Genomic DNA, 14,921 nt, shown 5'->3' with positions numbered 1-14,921 from the left:
TTTGCCCGTGCTGCGACCTAATAATTGATATACCCGCAATAGCCGATAAGCAAATGGCCGTGTGCCCGCATTGTCACCATAAGTTGTGCGAAGGTGATGTAAACAACGACAGTAAAGTGGTTGCGCTAAGTATTGGCTCATTACTAATGCTATTAAGCAGCATGTTTTACCCGTTTATTTCTTTTAGTAGCAGCGGCATAACGCAAACCATCACCCTGCCCGATGCTGCCCGAATTTTATTTAATTACGACAGTGAGTTACTTGGCTTATTTATTGATTTAAGCATTATTGCGCTGCCAATGAGCTTACTAATCATTCTTATTCCTATGCATCTTGGGCTTTTGCAATCCTTGCCTGAGGCCATCGCTAGGCGATTGCTCAAGTTTACCTTGGCCCTTGAGCCGTGGATCATGTCTGAAATATTTTTAATTGGCGTGTTAGTAAGCATGGTTAAAATTATGTCGCTTGCCGACATTAGTTTTGGCACCAGCTTTTGGGCATATATTGGCTTTGTTATTATGTATATTGCGGCGCTTGCTCATTTAAATAAGCCGCGCTTATGGGCACATATTAAACCAGCAACAACACTTGAAGACGCAGCACATGCCAAACGCGCTATTGATCAAAACATTAAAGCTTGCCACGTATGCCATCAGCTGTGTAAAAGTAGTATTTGCCCGCGTTGTCACACTAAAACCCATGTAAGAAACCCCAACAGTGTTCAAAAAGCAACGGCATGGTTAGTGACCTCTGTGCTGTGTTACATACCTGCAAATCTATTACCAATAATGCACACCACCAGCCTGGGTGATGTGTCACCGTCAACCTTAATTGGCGGCGTACTAACACTTTGGAAAAGTGGCTCCTACCCTATTGCTGCCATTATATTTTTGGCCAGCGTAGTGGTGCCACTGGCCAAAGCCTTTGTGCTGAGTTTTTTATGCATTATGGTGGCAAAACCTGCTAACAAGCACACAAAAGGCTATACTAAAATTTATCAACTTACTGAATTTATTGGCAAATGGTCAATGATCGATGTATTTGTTGTTGCTATACTCGTTGCCTTAGTGCAACTAGGCAACTTAATGTCAATTACCCCAGGGCTAGGCATTGTATTTTTTACTGTTATGGTAATATGCCAAATGATGGCTGCACATGCGTTTGATCCGCGCTTGTTGTGGGATACACCAAAAAACAAACATTCAGAGAATAAAGCATGACCGAAACGGCTAATGTAACAACAAAACCAAAAATTTCTGCTATTTGGATTATTCCACTGATAGCCTTATTAGTTGGTATATGGATGTTGTATCAATACCAAGCAAATGTAGGCCCTACTATTTATATAAAAATGCCCCACGCAGAGGGCATTATTGCAGGTAAAACAGAAATAAAAGTGCGCAGTGTTAAAATTGGTCAAATTGATGCTATACGCCTTTCTGACTCGCAAGATAGCGTTATTGCCCGCGCACAAATAGACAAAAACTATAATGAGCTCCTCACCGACGATGCCAAAATTTGGGTTGTTAAACCCCGTATAGACGAAACGGGCATTAGTGGTATGAGTACGCTTTTGTCGGGTGTTTATTTAGAGTTTTCACCAGGGGAGAGTAAAAAACTAAAAGAGCGTTTTGTATTACAAGATGAGCCAGCCCTTATTGGTAAAGATGTAAAAGGTGGGCGTTTTCAGTTACTCAGCTACAACGCTGAAGTACTGGAGGTAAGCACTGGGATATTTTTTAAAAACTACAAAATAGGCCAAATAGAAACCGCTACTTTTGACTGGAAAAACCAAGCAATGAAGTACGGTATTTTTATTAACGAGCCGTATCAAAACCTCATAACATTAAACTCTATATTTTGGGTTAATGCCGGCATTGAAATAGATTTGTCGGCCGATGGTATTAATATAAGTACCGGCTCATTAAGTAAACTCCTCAAAGGCGGTATTTCGGTTGGCTTACCAGAGCAACAAGCGCCAGGCGACTTAGCCCAAGACGGCCACAACTTTTCCCTAAGCCAAAGCTACAAAGAAGCACTAGAAGAGCGCTTTTACGACTTTGATTACTACATTATTGATTTTGAACAATCTATACGTGGCCTAAGACCCGGCGCCCCTGTGGAATATCGCGGCACCCGAATTGGTACCGTGGTAGAAGCCCCCGCTAACGTTATTGTTAATGGTAAACCTGCACATTTTAAAAACCATAATACGGCGGTGCCGGTACTGATTAAAATAGAGTATGGCCGTTTATATCACGATAGCGCAGCGGCCAAAGAGTTTTGGCAAAGTAGCCTAACCGGCTGGATAAAAAATGGTATGCGCGCTTCTTTAAAACCTGGCAACCTTTTAACTGGCGCAGTGTATGTAGATTTTGATATATACCCCGACGCACCAAAAGCGCATTTAGCAAAGCTTGCCCAGTATGATGTATTTCCGAGTATTTCTAGCGGCATTACGGTGCTTGCCGATCAGGTCTCGGATGTGCTTAACAAGGTAAACGATTTAAAAATTGAAGACAGCCTAGCGCAAATGCAGGCTACATTTAGCGACTACCAAGCGCTTGCTAACGAAATGCGTGCGTTATTAAGCCAAAAAGATACCCAAAACTTACCCGGCGATTTTAACCGTAACTTTGATAAAATGACCAAAAGTATGGAGCAGTTTGAAGTGACCATGCGTCAATTTGATAAAACCATGGCAAGTTATCAGGCCGGCTCTGAGTTTCATCATCAATTACAGCAAACCTTGCTTGAATTTAAACGCTTAAGTGAAGAAATTCAGCCGCTTACACGGGGTTTAAACGAACAACCTAATATGTTTATTTTTGATAAAGCACTCCCCGCTGATCCACAACCAAGGAAGCAATAATGAAACACTTATTTTTAGCCATAACCGTGTTAATTACCCTTGCAGGGTGCAGTGCGTCAATTCAAACCGCAACGCAGTATTATCAGTTTGAACAACCCATTGCTTCATCATCACGCCATGTAAAAGAAACTGATGCCCAATTAAGAGTGCAAACCGTGGCCCTTAGAGGCGCTTTAAATAATTTGGGTATAGCAATGAAAATTGATAGCAACCAAATTCATGCGGCAAATTACAACCTATGGGGTGAATCGCCCGATGTGATGCTCACCGCTACAGCGCAACAAACCCTTTTTAATGCAATGCCTAATTGGATGGTCATTAAGGGCTTACCGGTAATTACCGAGCTTGATCAACAAACGTTTTACGAGCTTGAGTATGAAGTGCACCACTTTAATGGTGATATGCAAGGCAATGCTGATATTTCTGGTCTTTGGCGCTTATATTACACCCACCCAGAAACTGGCCGACGCCTGATTAGTGTGCATAATTTTTCGCATGTAGTTCCAATAGAAGATGATGGTTACGATGGCTTAGTGGCTACCCTTGAGCAAACTTGGCAAAACATAAACCTAAGCGTAGCAAAAGCCATAGAGCAAGCGCGACTTTAATAACCATATATAATTACGGCGGTTTTATCATTATTAATAACCGCCTTGCCTACCCTATTAAAACCTAACTTTAATAATACACCATGAGATGCGGTATTATTAGCTGCGCAGATAGCACTGACCTGTTTTATCCCAAGTGTGTGCCTATTTTGTAATAGCGCTTTGGCCGCTTCAAAAATATAACCGTTTTTCTCATAACGGGTTAACAAGGCAAAACCTAAATCTGGCAGTTGCAGTACATCGCGTTTATAAAAACCCACAACTCCTACTACTTCACCATTGTGTAAAGTAATAATATAAGGGCCAAACCCTTGGTGTTTATGGGATGCCCTAAACGATTGCTCAATGTAGCGCTTGGCATCGCTGTGCGTATAAATGGCTTTATCGCCAATATATTTTATAAAATTTGGCTGATTCACCAAAGTAAGTAACATGGCTGCATCGTGCTCATTTGCATAGCGCAATAATAAACGTTGGGTTTTAAATACGGCCTCCACGTTATCTCCTATAAAAAGTTATTTTGTACGTAAATTTTTATTGACTGAAATACAAAACCGGATTATTTTTGCGCCGATGTTTTTACAGGCACAACAATAGCGGCATGCTTCTCTTGCACCGTCTGGCGCCAAAGCCAACGCGTTTCCCTTTCGCTATTAATTTAACATAACAGCAAAGCACCCTACGCGGCAAAAGCAGTGACTTGGCACGTAATAACTATTACCTGCTTTGTTTTTGTTAAGCAATTTATTATTTAAATATGCTTTTAATTTTGTGAATCTTTAAATGCTTGAACCTTCTGCATTAAGTTTACTGCCACCAGCGGTGGTTGTGGTATTGGCTGTTGTTTTACGCCGCCCTATTTTATCTTTACTTATTGGCGCTTTAGTTGGCTTAGTAATAGCCGACCCAGCTCAGGTGCTTGCTAACTTTGCCAGCACATCACTTAAAGTAATGACCGACGAAACCATAGGTTGGTTAATACTCGTGTGCGGAGGCTTTGGCGCTTTAATCGCTTTATTAGTGCGCACTGGCGGTGCGTCGGCGTTTGGCAAATTAGCGCTAAAATACACTAAAGGTAAACGCTCTTCTTTATTTATGACCTTTTGTTTAGGTGTGGTTATTTTTATTGATGACTATTTAAATGCGCTTACCGTTGGTGAAACGATGAAACGCATTACCGATAAATTTAAAGTTAGCCGAGAAATGCTCGCCTACGTTGTAGATTCAACAGCGGCACCTATTTGCGTACTTGTCCCTTTATCGACTTGGGCGGTATTTTTTGGCGGCTTGTTAGTCGATAACGGCATTGCCGAGGAGGGCAAAGGCATTGCGGTTTATATTCAAGCCATTCCTTATATGTTTTACGCCTGGTTTGCAGTATTGGTGGTTTTGTTAGTGGTACTGGGTGTTATACCTGCTATTGGGCCTATGAAAAAAGCCGAAAGGTTAGCGCAAGTTGAGCAAGCCACTGTAGACCCTGCGCAATTTAGTGATATTCAAACAGCCGACGAATACGCTGTAAAAGCAGTAGAAGAAAGCTTTGAAGATGCCGACCCTAAAGGAAAATTACACAACTTTTTACTGCCTATAATTTTACTAGTAGCCTTTACAGTTTACTTTGAAATAGATGTATATAAAGGCTTATTAGCAACTATGGCGGTAACGCTTCCTTTTTATGCACTACAAAAATTAATGAGCTTTAGCGAAATGATAGAGCGCATGCTTGATGGCTTTAAAAGCATGATACCGGCTATTGGCACTGTAATAGCCGCATTTATATTTAAAGATGTGTGCGACTTAATTGGCTTAGCGCAGTTTGTGATCGGTAGTTTGAGCCCGTACATGACTGCCCAATACTTACCGGCGGTGGTATTTATTGCTATGGCAGTGTTAGCATTTGCTACAGGCTCTAGTTGGGGTATTTTTGCTGTGTCGATCCCAATAGTTATGCCACTGGCAACTGCGGTTGATGCTAATATTCCACTGGTTATTGGCGCGTTGTTATCGGCCTCATCATTTGGAAGCCAAGCCTGTTTTTACTCAGACTCTACCGTACTTGCAGCACAAGGCTCTGGCTGTAATTTAATGAGCCATGCAATAACGCAACTGCCTTATACATTAGTTGCCGCGGCACTTGCCGTTGTCGGCTTTATTGTTATGGCATAAATTAAGTTAATTTAAAAAAAACCCCAATGTAGTACTACACTGGGGTGTTTTACCAATCCACAATAATACTTAATTAAGCGGATTGGTATTCTTTTAGCTGTATAGATATATATAGCTTATTTTTGTAATTTAATACCATTGTAATAGGTTTCAAGCGATTGAATTTTGATTTGATTTGGTAAATCAGCAAAGTCGCTTTCTACAAACTTAGTACCACGTAACTGCACATTTAAACGTGCGGCTTGTGGGTTTAGCATAGTTTGTTTGTAGTACTGCTTAATATCTTCAAGCGTTACTTTTTCAACTTCATCAATTAGCTTTTGCTTAGAGTCAAAGTTAAAGTTTTCACGATACCAATCGGTAATAAGTGGCCCCATTTCATCGCTTAGGTTTTTAGGCTGCTCTTTTAGTGATACAAGCGTGGCATTTTTAAGTTGAGCAAAAGTATCTAAGCTCATATTATCAAGCTCTACCGCGTACTCTTTTTTGAATTGATCAAAACGTGCCTGTATTTCTTTTGGCCCTTTAACAGGTGTTTGAATAAACAAGCCAATTGCCGAGTAATCCTCTATTGGGCGAGCCAGCGCACCTACGGCGTATGCAAGTTGCTCTTCGGTACGCATTTTATCAAATGCAATGGTTCTAAAGTGGCTTTGTAACACCGCGGCTTGCGCTTTTTGTTTATACCCTGGCACTGGGTGAACAGTCATATCAACTACTGCCACATCGGCAACATCAATATCTTTTTTCAATACTCGCGTTTCGCCTGGCTGTGGTAACCATGCTTTACTGCGCGCAAACTCACTCGATGTATGATTGCTTGGTAAAGTGGCACTTAACTCAGTGGCTATCGATTCTATATCTTGTTGGTTGTAATTACCGTAGCTAAATACACGTAAATCGTTGGTGGCAAATGTGGCTGTTTTTAGCTTGTTTAAATCGGCAACGCTTAACGATTCTGCCGCTTTTATCAGTGCCTCTGTATCAAAGCTGCCTGTGCGGATAAGTTTTGAGTAGGCGCCAAATGCTTGTGCATACGGAAATTGCTTTTGCTGATTTAACAAGCCACGTTTGTAGCGATCAATGGCTTGGGTAAAGGCTTGTGCAGTTACGTCGGCTTTTAACCCGCTTAGCGCTTGTTTTAAAAGTACATCTTGCTTATCGGTAAAGCCACTCATTGATAAAACTAAACCATTACTTGGCGCAAGGTTTACACTCATACCGGCAATGGCGGCTTCGGTGCTTAGTTGGCTTTGTTGAATGTTATATAAGTCGGCCCATACTGAGTAAAGTACTTCAGCATTAATATCATTTAAGCCTGGTTGGGTATTAATATATACCTCAACCAACCCCTTTGGCTGGGCAGCAAATTTTTGGCTTGCTTGGCGCCATACTTTTACGCCGTTTTTATCGTAAGCCAGTTCAGGGTGTTTCTGCTCTTTAAACTCAGCTGTTTTAATAGCAAAGCTTTCAGGTAGTAAGTTATTTACACTTGGTAAAGCAAGCTTAAACTCGCTTGATGTTTTCCAACTGGCAATTTCGGCATCGCTAATATCTTCTATGCGGTATTTACCATCATAAAAATGCAGTTGCGAGTCGGTTTCTTCTTGTTGCGAAATATACCAAACGCGCAGCGTATCAGCATTTAATTGCTTAAGTACTTCGTTTATCGCCTCTGCGTCAAATTTGGCATAATAGTAAGGCGCATCAATGGCATGATTTAATGGGTAATCTTGCATGCTACCAGTAAGCGCGCTGACATAGCTAAACTCATCGCCTTTTTCTAAAAACTTAAATTGATTGCTAAGTGATGTACGAATTTCATTAAAGTACTTAGCATCTACACCTTCTTTTTTAATCAGTTCAATGTATTGCATAATAGTTGCAACAATTGTTTCGCGGTTTTTCATGCCTTCATCGGTTAATTCAAGCGAAATAGTAAGCGCGCCGTAATTGCCGTACTGACTAGGAGAAGGAGACGCTGTTAATTGCGATACCCAGCCTTTGTCGCGTAGTAATTGTGCCGGGCTACCTGGCATCTCATTACTTAATAAATAACTGACATAACGGTTAGGTTTAACCGCAAAGTCGCTGCTGTTGTTATTAATAGTAAACTCAAGTTGCAGCTGTTTTACGTCTTCATTAGGTGAGTAATATACTTTTTTGCCACCGGCTTTATCAAAATCAAGCTCTGCGGTAACGGTTGGCTTTTCAATGTGTTTATTTTTGATATCGGCAAAATAAGTTTTTGCTTTTTGCTCCATTTGCTCAATTGGCAAATTTGAAATAAGCGCCACTTTCATGATGTTAGATGAATAGTATTTATTGTAAAAGTCGACCGTTTCTTTGTGTAATTGGCTGCCTTCTTTGTCTCCTAGCGTTTCTAGGTTACCAATTAAAAAGCGATTTGCCGGGTGATCACCCATCATTTTACGGGCAAGTTTAAACTGGCCAAAAAAGTCCATTTCGCGGCGCATTGACCACTCTGCATTTACAGCGTTTTTTTCTTTATCTGCATATTCAGGGTACAGCTTGGGGGCTTTAAAAAAATCAGCAAAACGGTCTAGCGCTTCATCAAAGGCATCATTATTAATTTTAAACATGTAGTTTGTAATATCGAGCCAGGTATACGCATTATTTACCCCGCCATTTTTGGTCATAAAGTCAGAGTAGCCTTTTGTATCGGGGTAGCGCTCTGTGCCTAAAAAAAGCATATGCTCTAAGTAATGTGCCATACCTTGCTGCATCATAGGGTCGTGTAGTAAGCCTACGCCTACACTTAGCGATGCTGCTGATTTTTCAGCGCTTGGATCAGAAACTAAAATGACTTCTATTTCGTTTTCGAGGGTAAGGGTTTTATATTCGCGCGTATCATTTGGGCTTACAACTAATGTGTCTGAGAGTAAGGAGCTTTGTGAAGAACTAGCAACCGATGAGGTAGATGATGTATTAGTACAGCCACTTAAAACTGCTAAAGCGATGACGCTAAAACCAAGAATTTTTTTCATTTTGTTTTTCCATTAAAATTGCGCTTAGGATGCGCTCAAAACAACGTAATAGAGCTAAATTAACACTAACAATTAAGGGTTTACCACAAAATAATACTAATTTATGTAACACATTGTGAAAAACACCTGCATACTTAAAGTCAGTAAAATAATAACGAAGGAAATAGGATGGAAAAAATAATAATACTCGCCATGTTTGCACAAGTAACGTTATCGCTCATTGTAATGTTAATTATGGGCAAGCGACGCTTTGCTGCTGCAAAAAACAAACAATTACAGTTGAGCGATTTTAAAACCATGCGCCTTGATAACGCAGGCGATACCGTACGCGTAGCAGATAGAAACTTTACCAATCAGTTTGAAATACCAGTGCTTTTTTATATCGGTTGTATTGTTACATTGCAACTTAACAGCGCTAGCTACTTAATTACTGCGCTTGCGTGCTTATTTGTTATTTCGCGTATTGTGCATACGGTTGTTCATATTGGCAGTAATAATGTAAGACTGCGCTTTAATGTTTTTTTACTAGGCTGCGCCAGTGTGTTTGCTTTATGGCTCGCGATTGTTTGGCGAATTTTAGCATTTTAGTAAAAGCGGCTTAATTAGCCGCTTTTTTATTTACTGTTTAACACTTAATTAGTATTTAGCGCGTTTTAAGCGTTTACCCACACCAAGCAGTGCAATTAAGCAAAAACCAACACCCATACTCCCACCCGAACTGCTTGATGAGCCAGCCTCTGCAGATGAATCGTCCTGGCTTATTAATGTATTGGCTGTTGGGTTTAAGTTGGCAGATGAAAGCGGGTCGTCATCTAATACCACCACACTATTAATAGTTACAAAGTTAGCGCTGCTAAGAGCGACATCGCTACTTGAGCATTGTTCACTGGTTATATCAACCAACGGGATATCGCCGCAGTGTACCAATCCAGCAATATTATCGAGCGTAGCTTGGCTTTGCGCTGTAATTTGTCCAAATACTGTAAAACCGCCATTTTGGGTATCAAGCGCTTCGCTATTATCAACCATATTAAAAAACCACTGGCTCGTTGCGCTGTTTTCATCGTTGGCTAATTTAGCCATCGCGATTGTGCCCTTCACATTAGATAAAACAGGCTCATTAACAACAGCAGGCTTGGTGGCTATTGGCACTAATTCGTCGGTAAATGTAAAGCCACCACCTTGTATTACAAAGTCGCTGACTGAGCGGTGTATTACGGTTTGGTTATATGCGTCATCTTCAATATAACTTAAAAAGTTAGCAACCGTATTGGGGGCTTGTTGATCAAACAAGTTAAGCTCTATCACCCCGTGCGAAGTTTGCATTTCAACAATAGTGGCTTGGCTAGTAAAGCACGAAAACGCAAGTAGTGAGCCAATCAGGCACTTTTTCATTATGAGTCCTTTTTGTTATTGTTATTTAAATTAAGTGTTAATACTAATCCACACTATACGCCTAGGAAAAGCATTTAGAAGGCACAACTACAATTAACACCCTTTTAGTTACACTTCATTACATATTCTTTTAAATAACACTCGCTGTATTCGCTTTGTGTAAAAGCATTTAATAATTTAATATTACTTTTAAAACTTGAATATAAAAAAGTATAAAATAAGTACGTTATTTATCGCTAAATTAGTTTAAACTAACCGCCTAATAAATTAAGCACACCATAATAAATGGGTATTTCATGCGTATAATTATTTTATTTTCAGTTATTTTATCTGTTATAGGTTGTACAAACTCACCTTTAAACACCTCCACTGCCCCACAGTATATTACTGTATTACATACTAACGATAATCACGGGCGCTTTTGGCATAACGAAAAAGGTGAATATGGTATGGCAGCGCGTAAAACGTTAATTGACGCTTTACGTAACAAAGCTCAACAGCAAGGCCATGCAGTATTGCTGCTTTCTGGCGGTGATATTAACACCGGTATACCTGAATCAGACTTACAACACGCAGAGCCTGATTTTAAGGGAATGTCGTTACTCGGTTACGATGCTATGGCAATTGGTAACCATGAATTTGATAACCCACTGAGCGTTTTAAGTAAGCAGCAGCAATGGGCTACCTTTCCTTTACTGTCTGCAAATATTTTTGACAAAGCAACTGGGGAAAGCGCATTTCAAGGCTATAAAATTTTTGAAAAGGGGGGCTTAAAAATTGCGGTTATAGGACTTACCACTACAGACACCGCTAAAATAGCTAACCCACAATATATTGGCCATTTAGAATTTAAAGACCCCGTTGATGTGACGGCAGCTCTCGCTAAAAAAATTAATGAGCAATACAACCCCGATATCACTATTGCACTTACTCACATGGGCCATTATGTAGATGCAAACTTTGGGATTAATGCCCCGGGCGATGTCACACTTGCCCGCTCTTTACCCGCTAATACCTTAGATATGATTATTGGTGGTCACTCGCAAGAGCCGGTTTGTATGGCAGCTAAAAATAAGAATGACGATAACTTTAAACCCGGTCTCGCGTGTAAGCCCGATCAGCAAAACGGCACATGGATTATGCAAGCACATGAGTGGGGCAAGTATGTGGGTAAGGCAGAGTTTAAGCTAGAAAACGAAAAGCTCACCCTACTCGATTATAAATTGTTGCCAGTTAATTTATATGTTGATGAAATTCAAGCCGATGGGTCTAGTAAACAAGTATTAGCCAACGAATACATTAAACCCGATCCGACCCTAGAAGCTTTTTTAGCAAGTTACCAAGCAAAAGGCGCAAAACAAATTGCAGGTAAAATTGGCAGTGTTGATGCGCGTTTAGAGGGCGATAGAAACAAAGTACGTTACCAACAAACTAATTTAGCGCGTGTGATTATACAAGCACAAATGAATGTAGTTGGCGCCGACTTTGGCCTTATTAGTGGTGGCGGAATAAGAAGCTCTATTGAAGCTGGCGATATTAGCTATAAAGATATTTTAAAAGTACACCCGTTTAAAAATCGCATTACTTACATGGACTGGCAAGGGCGTGATTTATGGAACTACTTAGAAACAGTGACCAGCTTCCCTGTTGATGCAGGTGCCTATTTGCAATATCACAAATTAGCGTTTACCCGTAAAAATGGCAAATTAGTCAGTGTACTCATTGATGGTAAGCCATTTGATGAAAATAAAACTTACCGTATGAGTTTAAATAGCTATAACGCATCAGGTGGTGACGGTTACCCTGCTATTAATAAACTAAAAGGGTTTGTTAGCACAGATGAAACCGATGCCCAGGCACTTAAAACCTTTGTCTCACAAAATAGTCCACTTAAAGCTGCGCAGTTTGCACCTAAATAACAAAACGTTATTAAAAGATAATGTTTAAGGAAAGTAGCTGACTACTTTCCTTTTATTTCTATGTTTCCCTTTGCAATATTTATTAAACCGTAACTGTGTAAACGTGAGCGAGAGCCCTCGCCATATGCTTTAGGCGGATAATAAATATCTTTCATATCAGGGTGTTCATTTAAGACTTCGTCTAGGGCTGCACGAATTTCACTGAGGGTTTTTTCTAAGCTGCTATTAAAATTTGGCCGCTTGCGTATAGTATGCCCAAGCTCAATCAACCTATAAAAGTACTTATTAGCAAGCTCTATAAGCTCATCTGGCACGTATTTATTTTGATTTAGCACAACATCTTTATTATCACGACAAAACTCTATTAATGCTAAATAAAAGCATAACGGTTTGTTAGCTAAACACACTGTAGCCTCAGGCATATAACTATTACTGAGTGTTTTAGTGTTTAAATCAATGATCAATGCCAGCTCTTTTGGTTTTCCTAAGTCAGTATCAGCGTTTAGTGATGGGCCTTTAGCATCTACAGGCATACCTATAATAGACTTCAGCCATTTGCTAAATAAAATACTCAAAACTAAAAATAACAAGCAAATCAAAAACCTGTTTTCTGACCAAAACTGTGCGTTTTTCTCAAACACTAAAGAGACATGGGTAGTGCTCGACTTGAGTGTTCTTACAAACTGGTTTGGCTTTAAAGTTAAAGGTTTAGCAGATTTTGGCACAATTTTAACTAAGCGAAGGTTATTGTCTAAATAGCCGTTGAGCTTTAATAAGTAGTCTTGCACTGCATGTTGGTTACCCGAGTGCTTTAAAAGCTCATTAGAGAGCGCAATTAACGGTAAATCCAGTGCAACTTGTTTTTCGGTTTCAATAACCTGGCGTTTAATAGCGTCACTCTGCTCATTTATTACAGACACATAAAACACTAAACAGTTAATAATAAAAACAGCGCAGCCAAAAAAAACATATTTATACTTATCCATTTTTAACGCTCTCATCTTTAGCTGTTACCTGCTCTGAACTGCAATCCCAGTATGATTGCGCCTCTTTGTAATAACTCAGTGTTTGCTCCTTTGACATATCAAGAATATGACGCTGTACAGCGCATAAAAGGTCTGTATTGTTTTGCTGCATTTTTAAATACCAGCGCGAACCTGAAATTTTATTACTTAAAGGGGTAATATAATTTTTTGAAAAACGAGCTGCATCACTTTCTTTCCAAAAAGACGCAATAATATCGACCTGCCCATTAGCTAATAAGTCACGAAGCTCGCTGTGCGAACTGGCGTAAGTAATATCTAAATTGGCTAAGTTAATATTTAAATCTTTAAACATTTTCTTTGGAAGTATATGGCCAGAGCGGCTTGTAGGGTAATCTAATAAGCCTATACGCTTATCTAAAAAGTATTGTTTTGTTAAGCGTGGCTTTTCTTTTGAGGAGATAAAAAATGCGGTGTAATCAGAAAAACCCACCACAGATTGATAGTTATAAGTTAGCTCTGCATTGAAGGCATCCATTATATTATTTTTTGCAAGTACGAGGTCTGCAATTCCTTTGCCGACAAAATCGAAGCTTTCCGTTGTACTGTCACCCCAGTAACCTTTAACTGAACCGTATTGTTTCGTTACCACGGTATCAAGGCATAGAGACTCTGTAAGCTTCTCTGCCACGCTTTGCGATGGCGTAAATACAATAAGCTGATTTTTGTTTTCACTGGCTGTTGTATAACATTGTGTTGACGTTTTTATTAGTTCTGGGAAATTTATTTCATCACTTTTAACGCTCACCTTTCCAACAGACCATGCAGCAACCATAACCAGAAACAAAAGTGTAACAAACGACAGTTTATGTAACATGACCTTTCCAAACCCCATCAATAAGATGTACCTAACAACACTAAGGCTTTATTTGAACAATATTATTTACTTATTACAACAAGTAATTTTACCTATCAAAGGTAAGCTATTGATTTAATGTGATTATGAATAAGAAATAATGAATACTCTTGACTCCTTTCTATATTTAGCAAAAACAATCACAATGTTTACACCAGCTAATAGGTGAATAAAAATAAATGCAGGAAACATTGATGCGCATTAAAATTGCTACTCTCGTAGCAACAACGTTAATAATTGGTGCTGTTTTTACAACTTCTAAAGCGTATGCGTGGGGTCAAAATGGTCATCGAATTGTTGGGCATATTGCTGAGCAACATTTGAGTGACGAAGCAGTGCATAGCCTGTTGCCACTATTAGAAGGACAATCCCTAGCTCAAATTTCTACTTGGGCAGATGAAATGCGATCTAGTCCTGAACTATTTTGGCGTAAAAAATCTTCACGCTGGCACTACATAAATCTTCCTAAAAATAAAACACTTTCTCTAAATCACGCACATACACACAGCAAAAACGATGTTACAAATATTCTAGAAGGTATTTACTTCTCTATTAATACACTTCAGTCATCTACCTCTTCCCTTAATGAAAAACAGTTTGCTTTAAAGTTTTTAGTTCACTTGGTTGGCGACAGCCATCAACCATTTCATGCTGGGCGAAGTGAAGATAGAGGCGGCAATTTAATTAAAGTTGATTTTTTTGACAACGAAACCAATTTGCACAGCCTTTGGGACACTGGATTAATAGAAAATGAAAACTTAGCTTACACTGAATACGCTAAGTTTATAGATACCGACGATGCAGCATTAATTAAAACATACTTAAACAGCAGCCCTACTACTTGGCTGATGGAATCTCACAAACTGGCCGAAGATATTTATACCTCAACCAGTGATGAAGTGAGCTATAGTTATGTTTTCAAATACAATCCGCTTGTTAAGCAGCGTTTGCAAAAAGCAGGCGTTAGGCTTGCGGGTGTATTGAACTATTTATTTGATTCGTCAGATGACAATAAAAAATTAAAAATAACGACAAAATAACAATCAACCTATAA

At 39.5% G+C, this 14,921-nt stretch carries 12 protein-coding genes; 7 read left to right on the top strand and 5 right to left on the bottom strand.

Annotated features, from left to right (window positions below):
• Nucleotides 1-53 precede the first annotated feature (53 nt).
• From MTN96_RS26245 to MTN96_RS26235, 3 genes are read left to right on the top strand one after another with little or no spacing between them, the layout of a single operon-like run.
• Nucleotides 54-1,220, top strand: coding sequence for a paraquat-inducible protein A (locus MTN96_RS26245; RefSeq protein WP_236695089.1), 1,167 nt, complete (start codon nucleotides 54-56; stop codon nucleotides 1,218-1,220).
• Nucleotides 1,217-2,872, top strand: a complete 1,656-nt coding sequence (gene pqiB, locus MTN96_RS26240; RefSeq protein WP_029771939.1) for an intermembrane transport protein PqiB — start codon at nucleotides 1,217-1,219, stop codon at nucleotides 2,870-2,872. The genes MTN96_RS26245 and pqiB overlap by 4 nt, the downstream gene beginning before the upstream one ends.
• Nucleotides 2,872-3,480, top strand: coding sequence for a membrane integrity-associated transporter subunit PqiC (locus MTN96_RS26235; RefSeq protein WP_024031907.1), 609 nt, complete (start codon nucleotides 2,872-2,874; stop codon nucleotides 3,478-3,480). The genes pqiB and MTN96_RS26235 overlap by 1 nt, the downstream gene beginning before the upstream one ends.
• On the opposite strand, the gene MTN96_RS26230 is transcribed toward MTN96_RS26235, so the two are convergent.
• Nucleotides 3,477-3,977 (bottom strand): GNAT family N-acetyltransferase, encoded by a 501-nt coding sequence (locus tag MTN96_RS26230; RefSeq protein ID WP_248533202.1) that lies wholly within the window; start codon nucleotides 3,975-3,977, stop codon nucleotides 3,477-3,479. The two genes, MTN96_RS26235 and MTN96_RS26230, sit on opposite strands and share 4 nt — an antisense overlap.
• Before the next feature lie 286 nt (nucleotides 3,978-4,263).
• Between MTN96_RS26230 and MTN96_RS26225 the strand changes: the two genes are divergently transcribed.
• A complete protein-coding gene (locus MTN96_RS26225) occupies nucleotides 4,264-5,646 on the top strand; it encodes a Na+/H+ antiporter NhaC family protein (protein ID WP_248533200.1) in 1,383 nt (460 codons plus the stop codon).
• A gap of 116 nt (nucleotides 5,647-5,762) precedes the next feature.
• On the opposite strand, the gene MTN96_RS26220 is transcribed toward MTN96_RS26225, so the two are convergent.
• On the bottom strand, nucleotides 5,763-8,654 hold the full coding sequence (locus MTN96_RS26220) for an insulinase family protein (protein WP_248533198.1): 2,892 nt from the start codon (nucleotides 8,652-8,654) through the stop codon (nucleotides 5,763-5,765).
• 168 nt (nucleotides 8,655-8,822) lie between these two features.
• On the opposite strand from MTN96_RS26220, the gene MTN96_RS26215 reads away from it, so the two are divergent.
• Nucleotides 8,823-9,242, top strand: a complete 420-nt coding sequence (locus tag MTN96_RS26215) for an MAPEG family protein (RefSeq protein ID WP_248533196.1) — start codon at nucleotides 8,823-8,825, stop codon at nucleotides 9,240-9,242.
• A gap of 48 nt (nucleotides 9,243-9,290) precedes the next feature.
• Here the strand turns inward: MTN96_RS26215 and MTN96_RS26210 are convergent, their stop codons facing one another.
• The gene (locus MTN96_RS26210; protein ID WP_248533194.1) at nucleotides 9,291-10,049 is read right to left on the bottom strand and encodes a peptidylprolyl isomerase; all 759 of its coding nucleotides are present in this window, start codon (nucleotides 10,047-10,049) and stop codon (nucleotides 9,291-9,293) included.
• 296 nt (nucleotides 10,050-10,345) lie between these two features.
• On the opposite strand from MTN96_RS26210, the gene ushA reads away from it, so the two are divergent.
• Nucleotides 10,346-11,968 carry a bifunctional UDP-sugar hydrolase/5'-nucleotidase UshA gene (gene ushA, locus MTN96_RS26205; RefSeq protein ID WP_138684663.1) on the top strand — a complete coding sequence of 541 codons (1,623 nt, stop codon included), beginning with the start codon at nucleotides 10,346-10,348 and terminating at the stop codon, nucleotides 11,966-11,968.
• Nucleotides 11,969-12,009: 41 nt separating this feature from the next.
• Here the strand turns inward: ushA and MTN96_RS26200 are convergent, their stop codons facing one another.
• Complete coding sequence (locus MTN96_RS26200; protein ID WP_164521649.1) at nucleotides 12,010-12,954, bottom strand: hypothetical protein; 945 nt, start codon at nucleotides 12,952-12,954, stop codon at nucleotides 12,010-12,012.
• On the bottom strand, nucleotides 12,947-13,828 hold the full coding sequence (locus MTN96_RS26195; RefSeq protein WP_004588735.1) for a hypothetical protein: 882 nt from the start codon (nucleotides 13,826-13,828) through the stop codon (nucleotides 12,947-12,949). The genes MTN96_RS26200 and MTN96_RS26195 overlap by 8 nt, the downstream gene beginning before the upstream one ends.
• Before the next feature lie 233 nt (nucleotides 13,829-14,061).
• On the opposite strand from MTN96_RS26195, the gene MTN96_RS26190 reads away from it, so the two are divergent.
• Nucleotides 14,062-14,907, top strand: a complete 846-nt coding sequence (locus MTN96_RS26190; RefSeq protein ID WP_248533192.1) for a S1/P1 nuclease — start codon at nucleotides 14,062-14,064, stop codon at nucleotides 14,905-14,907.
• The last annotated feature ends 14 nt before the right edge of the window (nucleotides 14,908-14,921 follow it).

It is taken from the genome of Pseudoalteromonas sp. 2CM28B, from assembly GCF_023161935.1.
The sequence above is the reverse complement of the archived record's forward strand: the minus strand, read 5'-3'. Positions and strand labels throughout refer to the sequence as shown.

What these genes read in the sequence shown, in the direction of transcription:
- pqiB (WP_029771939.1), top strand. Translation starts at nt 1,217, where the DNA reads ATGACCGAAACGGCTAATGTAACAACAAAACCAAAAATTTCTGCTATT.
- MTN96_RS26195 (WP_004588735.1), bottom strand. Translation starts at nt 13,828, where the DNA reads ATGTTACATAAACTGTCGTTTGTTACACTTTTGTTTCTGGTTATGGTT.
- MTN96_RS26210 (WP_248533194.1), bottom strand. Translation starts at nt 10,049, where the DNA reads ATGAAAAAGTGCCTGATTGGCTCACTACTTGCGTTTTCGTGCTTTACT.
- MTN96_RS26200 (WP_164521649.1), bottom strand. Translation starts at nt 12,954, where the DNA reads ATGGATAAGTATAAATATGTTTTTTTTGGCTGCGCTGTTTTTATTATT.
- MTN96_RS26235 (WP_024031907.1), top strand. Translation starts at nt 2,872, where the DNA reads ATGAAACACTTATTTTTAGCCATAACCGTGTTAATTACCCTTGCAGGG.
- ushA (WP_138684663.1), top strand. Translation starts at nt 10,346, where the DNA reads ATGCGTATAATTATTTTATTTTCAGTTATTTTATCTGTTATAGGTTGT.
- MTN96_RS26215 (WP_248533196.1), top strand. Translation starts at nt 8,823, where the DNA reads ATGGAAAAAATAATAATACTCGCCATGTTTGCACAAGTAACGTTATCG.
- MTN96_RS26190 (WP_248533192.1), top strand. Translation starts at nt 14,062, where the DNA reads ATGCGCATTAAAATTGCTACTCTCGTAGCAACAACGTTAATAATTGGT.
- MTN96_RS26225 (WP_248533200.1), top strand. Translation starts at nt 4,264, where the DNA reads ATGCTTGAACCTTCTGCATTAAGTTTACTGCCACCAGCGGTGGTTGTG.
- MTN96_RS26245 (WP_236695089.1), top strand. Translation starts at nt 54, where the DNA reads ATGGCCGTGTGCCCGCATTGTCACCATAAGTTGTGCGAAGGTGATGTA.
- MTN96_RS26220 (WP_248533198.1), bottom strand. Translation starts at nt 8,654, where the DNA reads ATGAAAAAAATTCTTGGTTTTAGCGTCATCGCTTTAGCAGTTTTAAGT.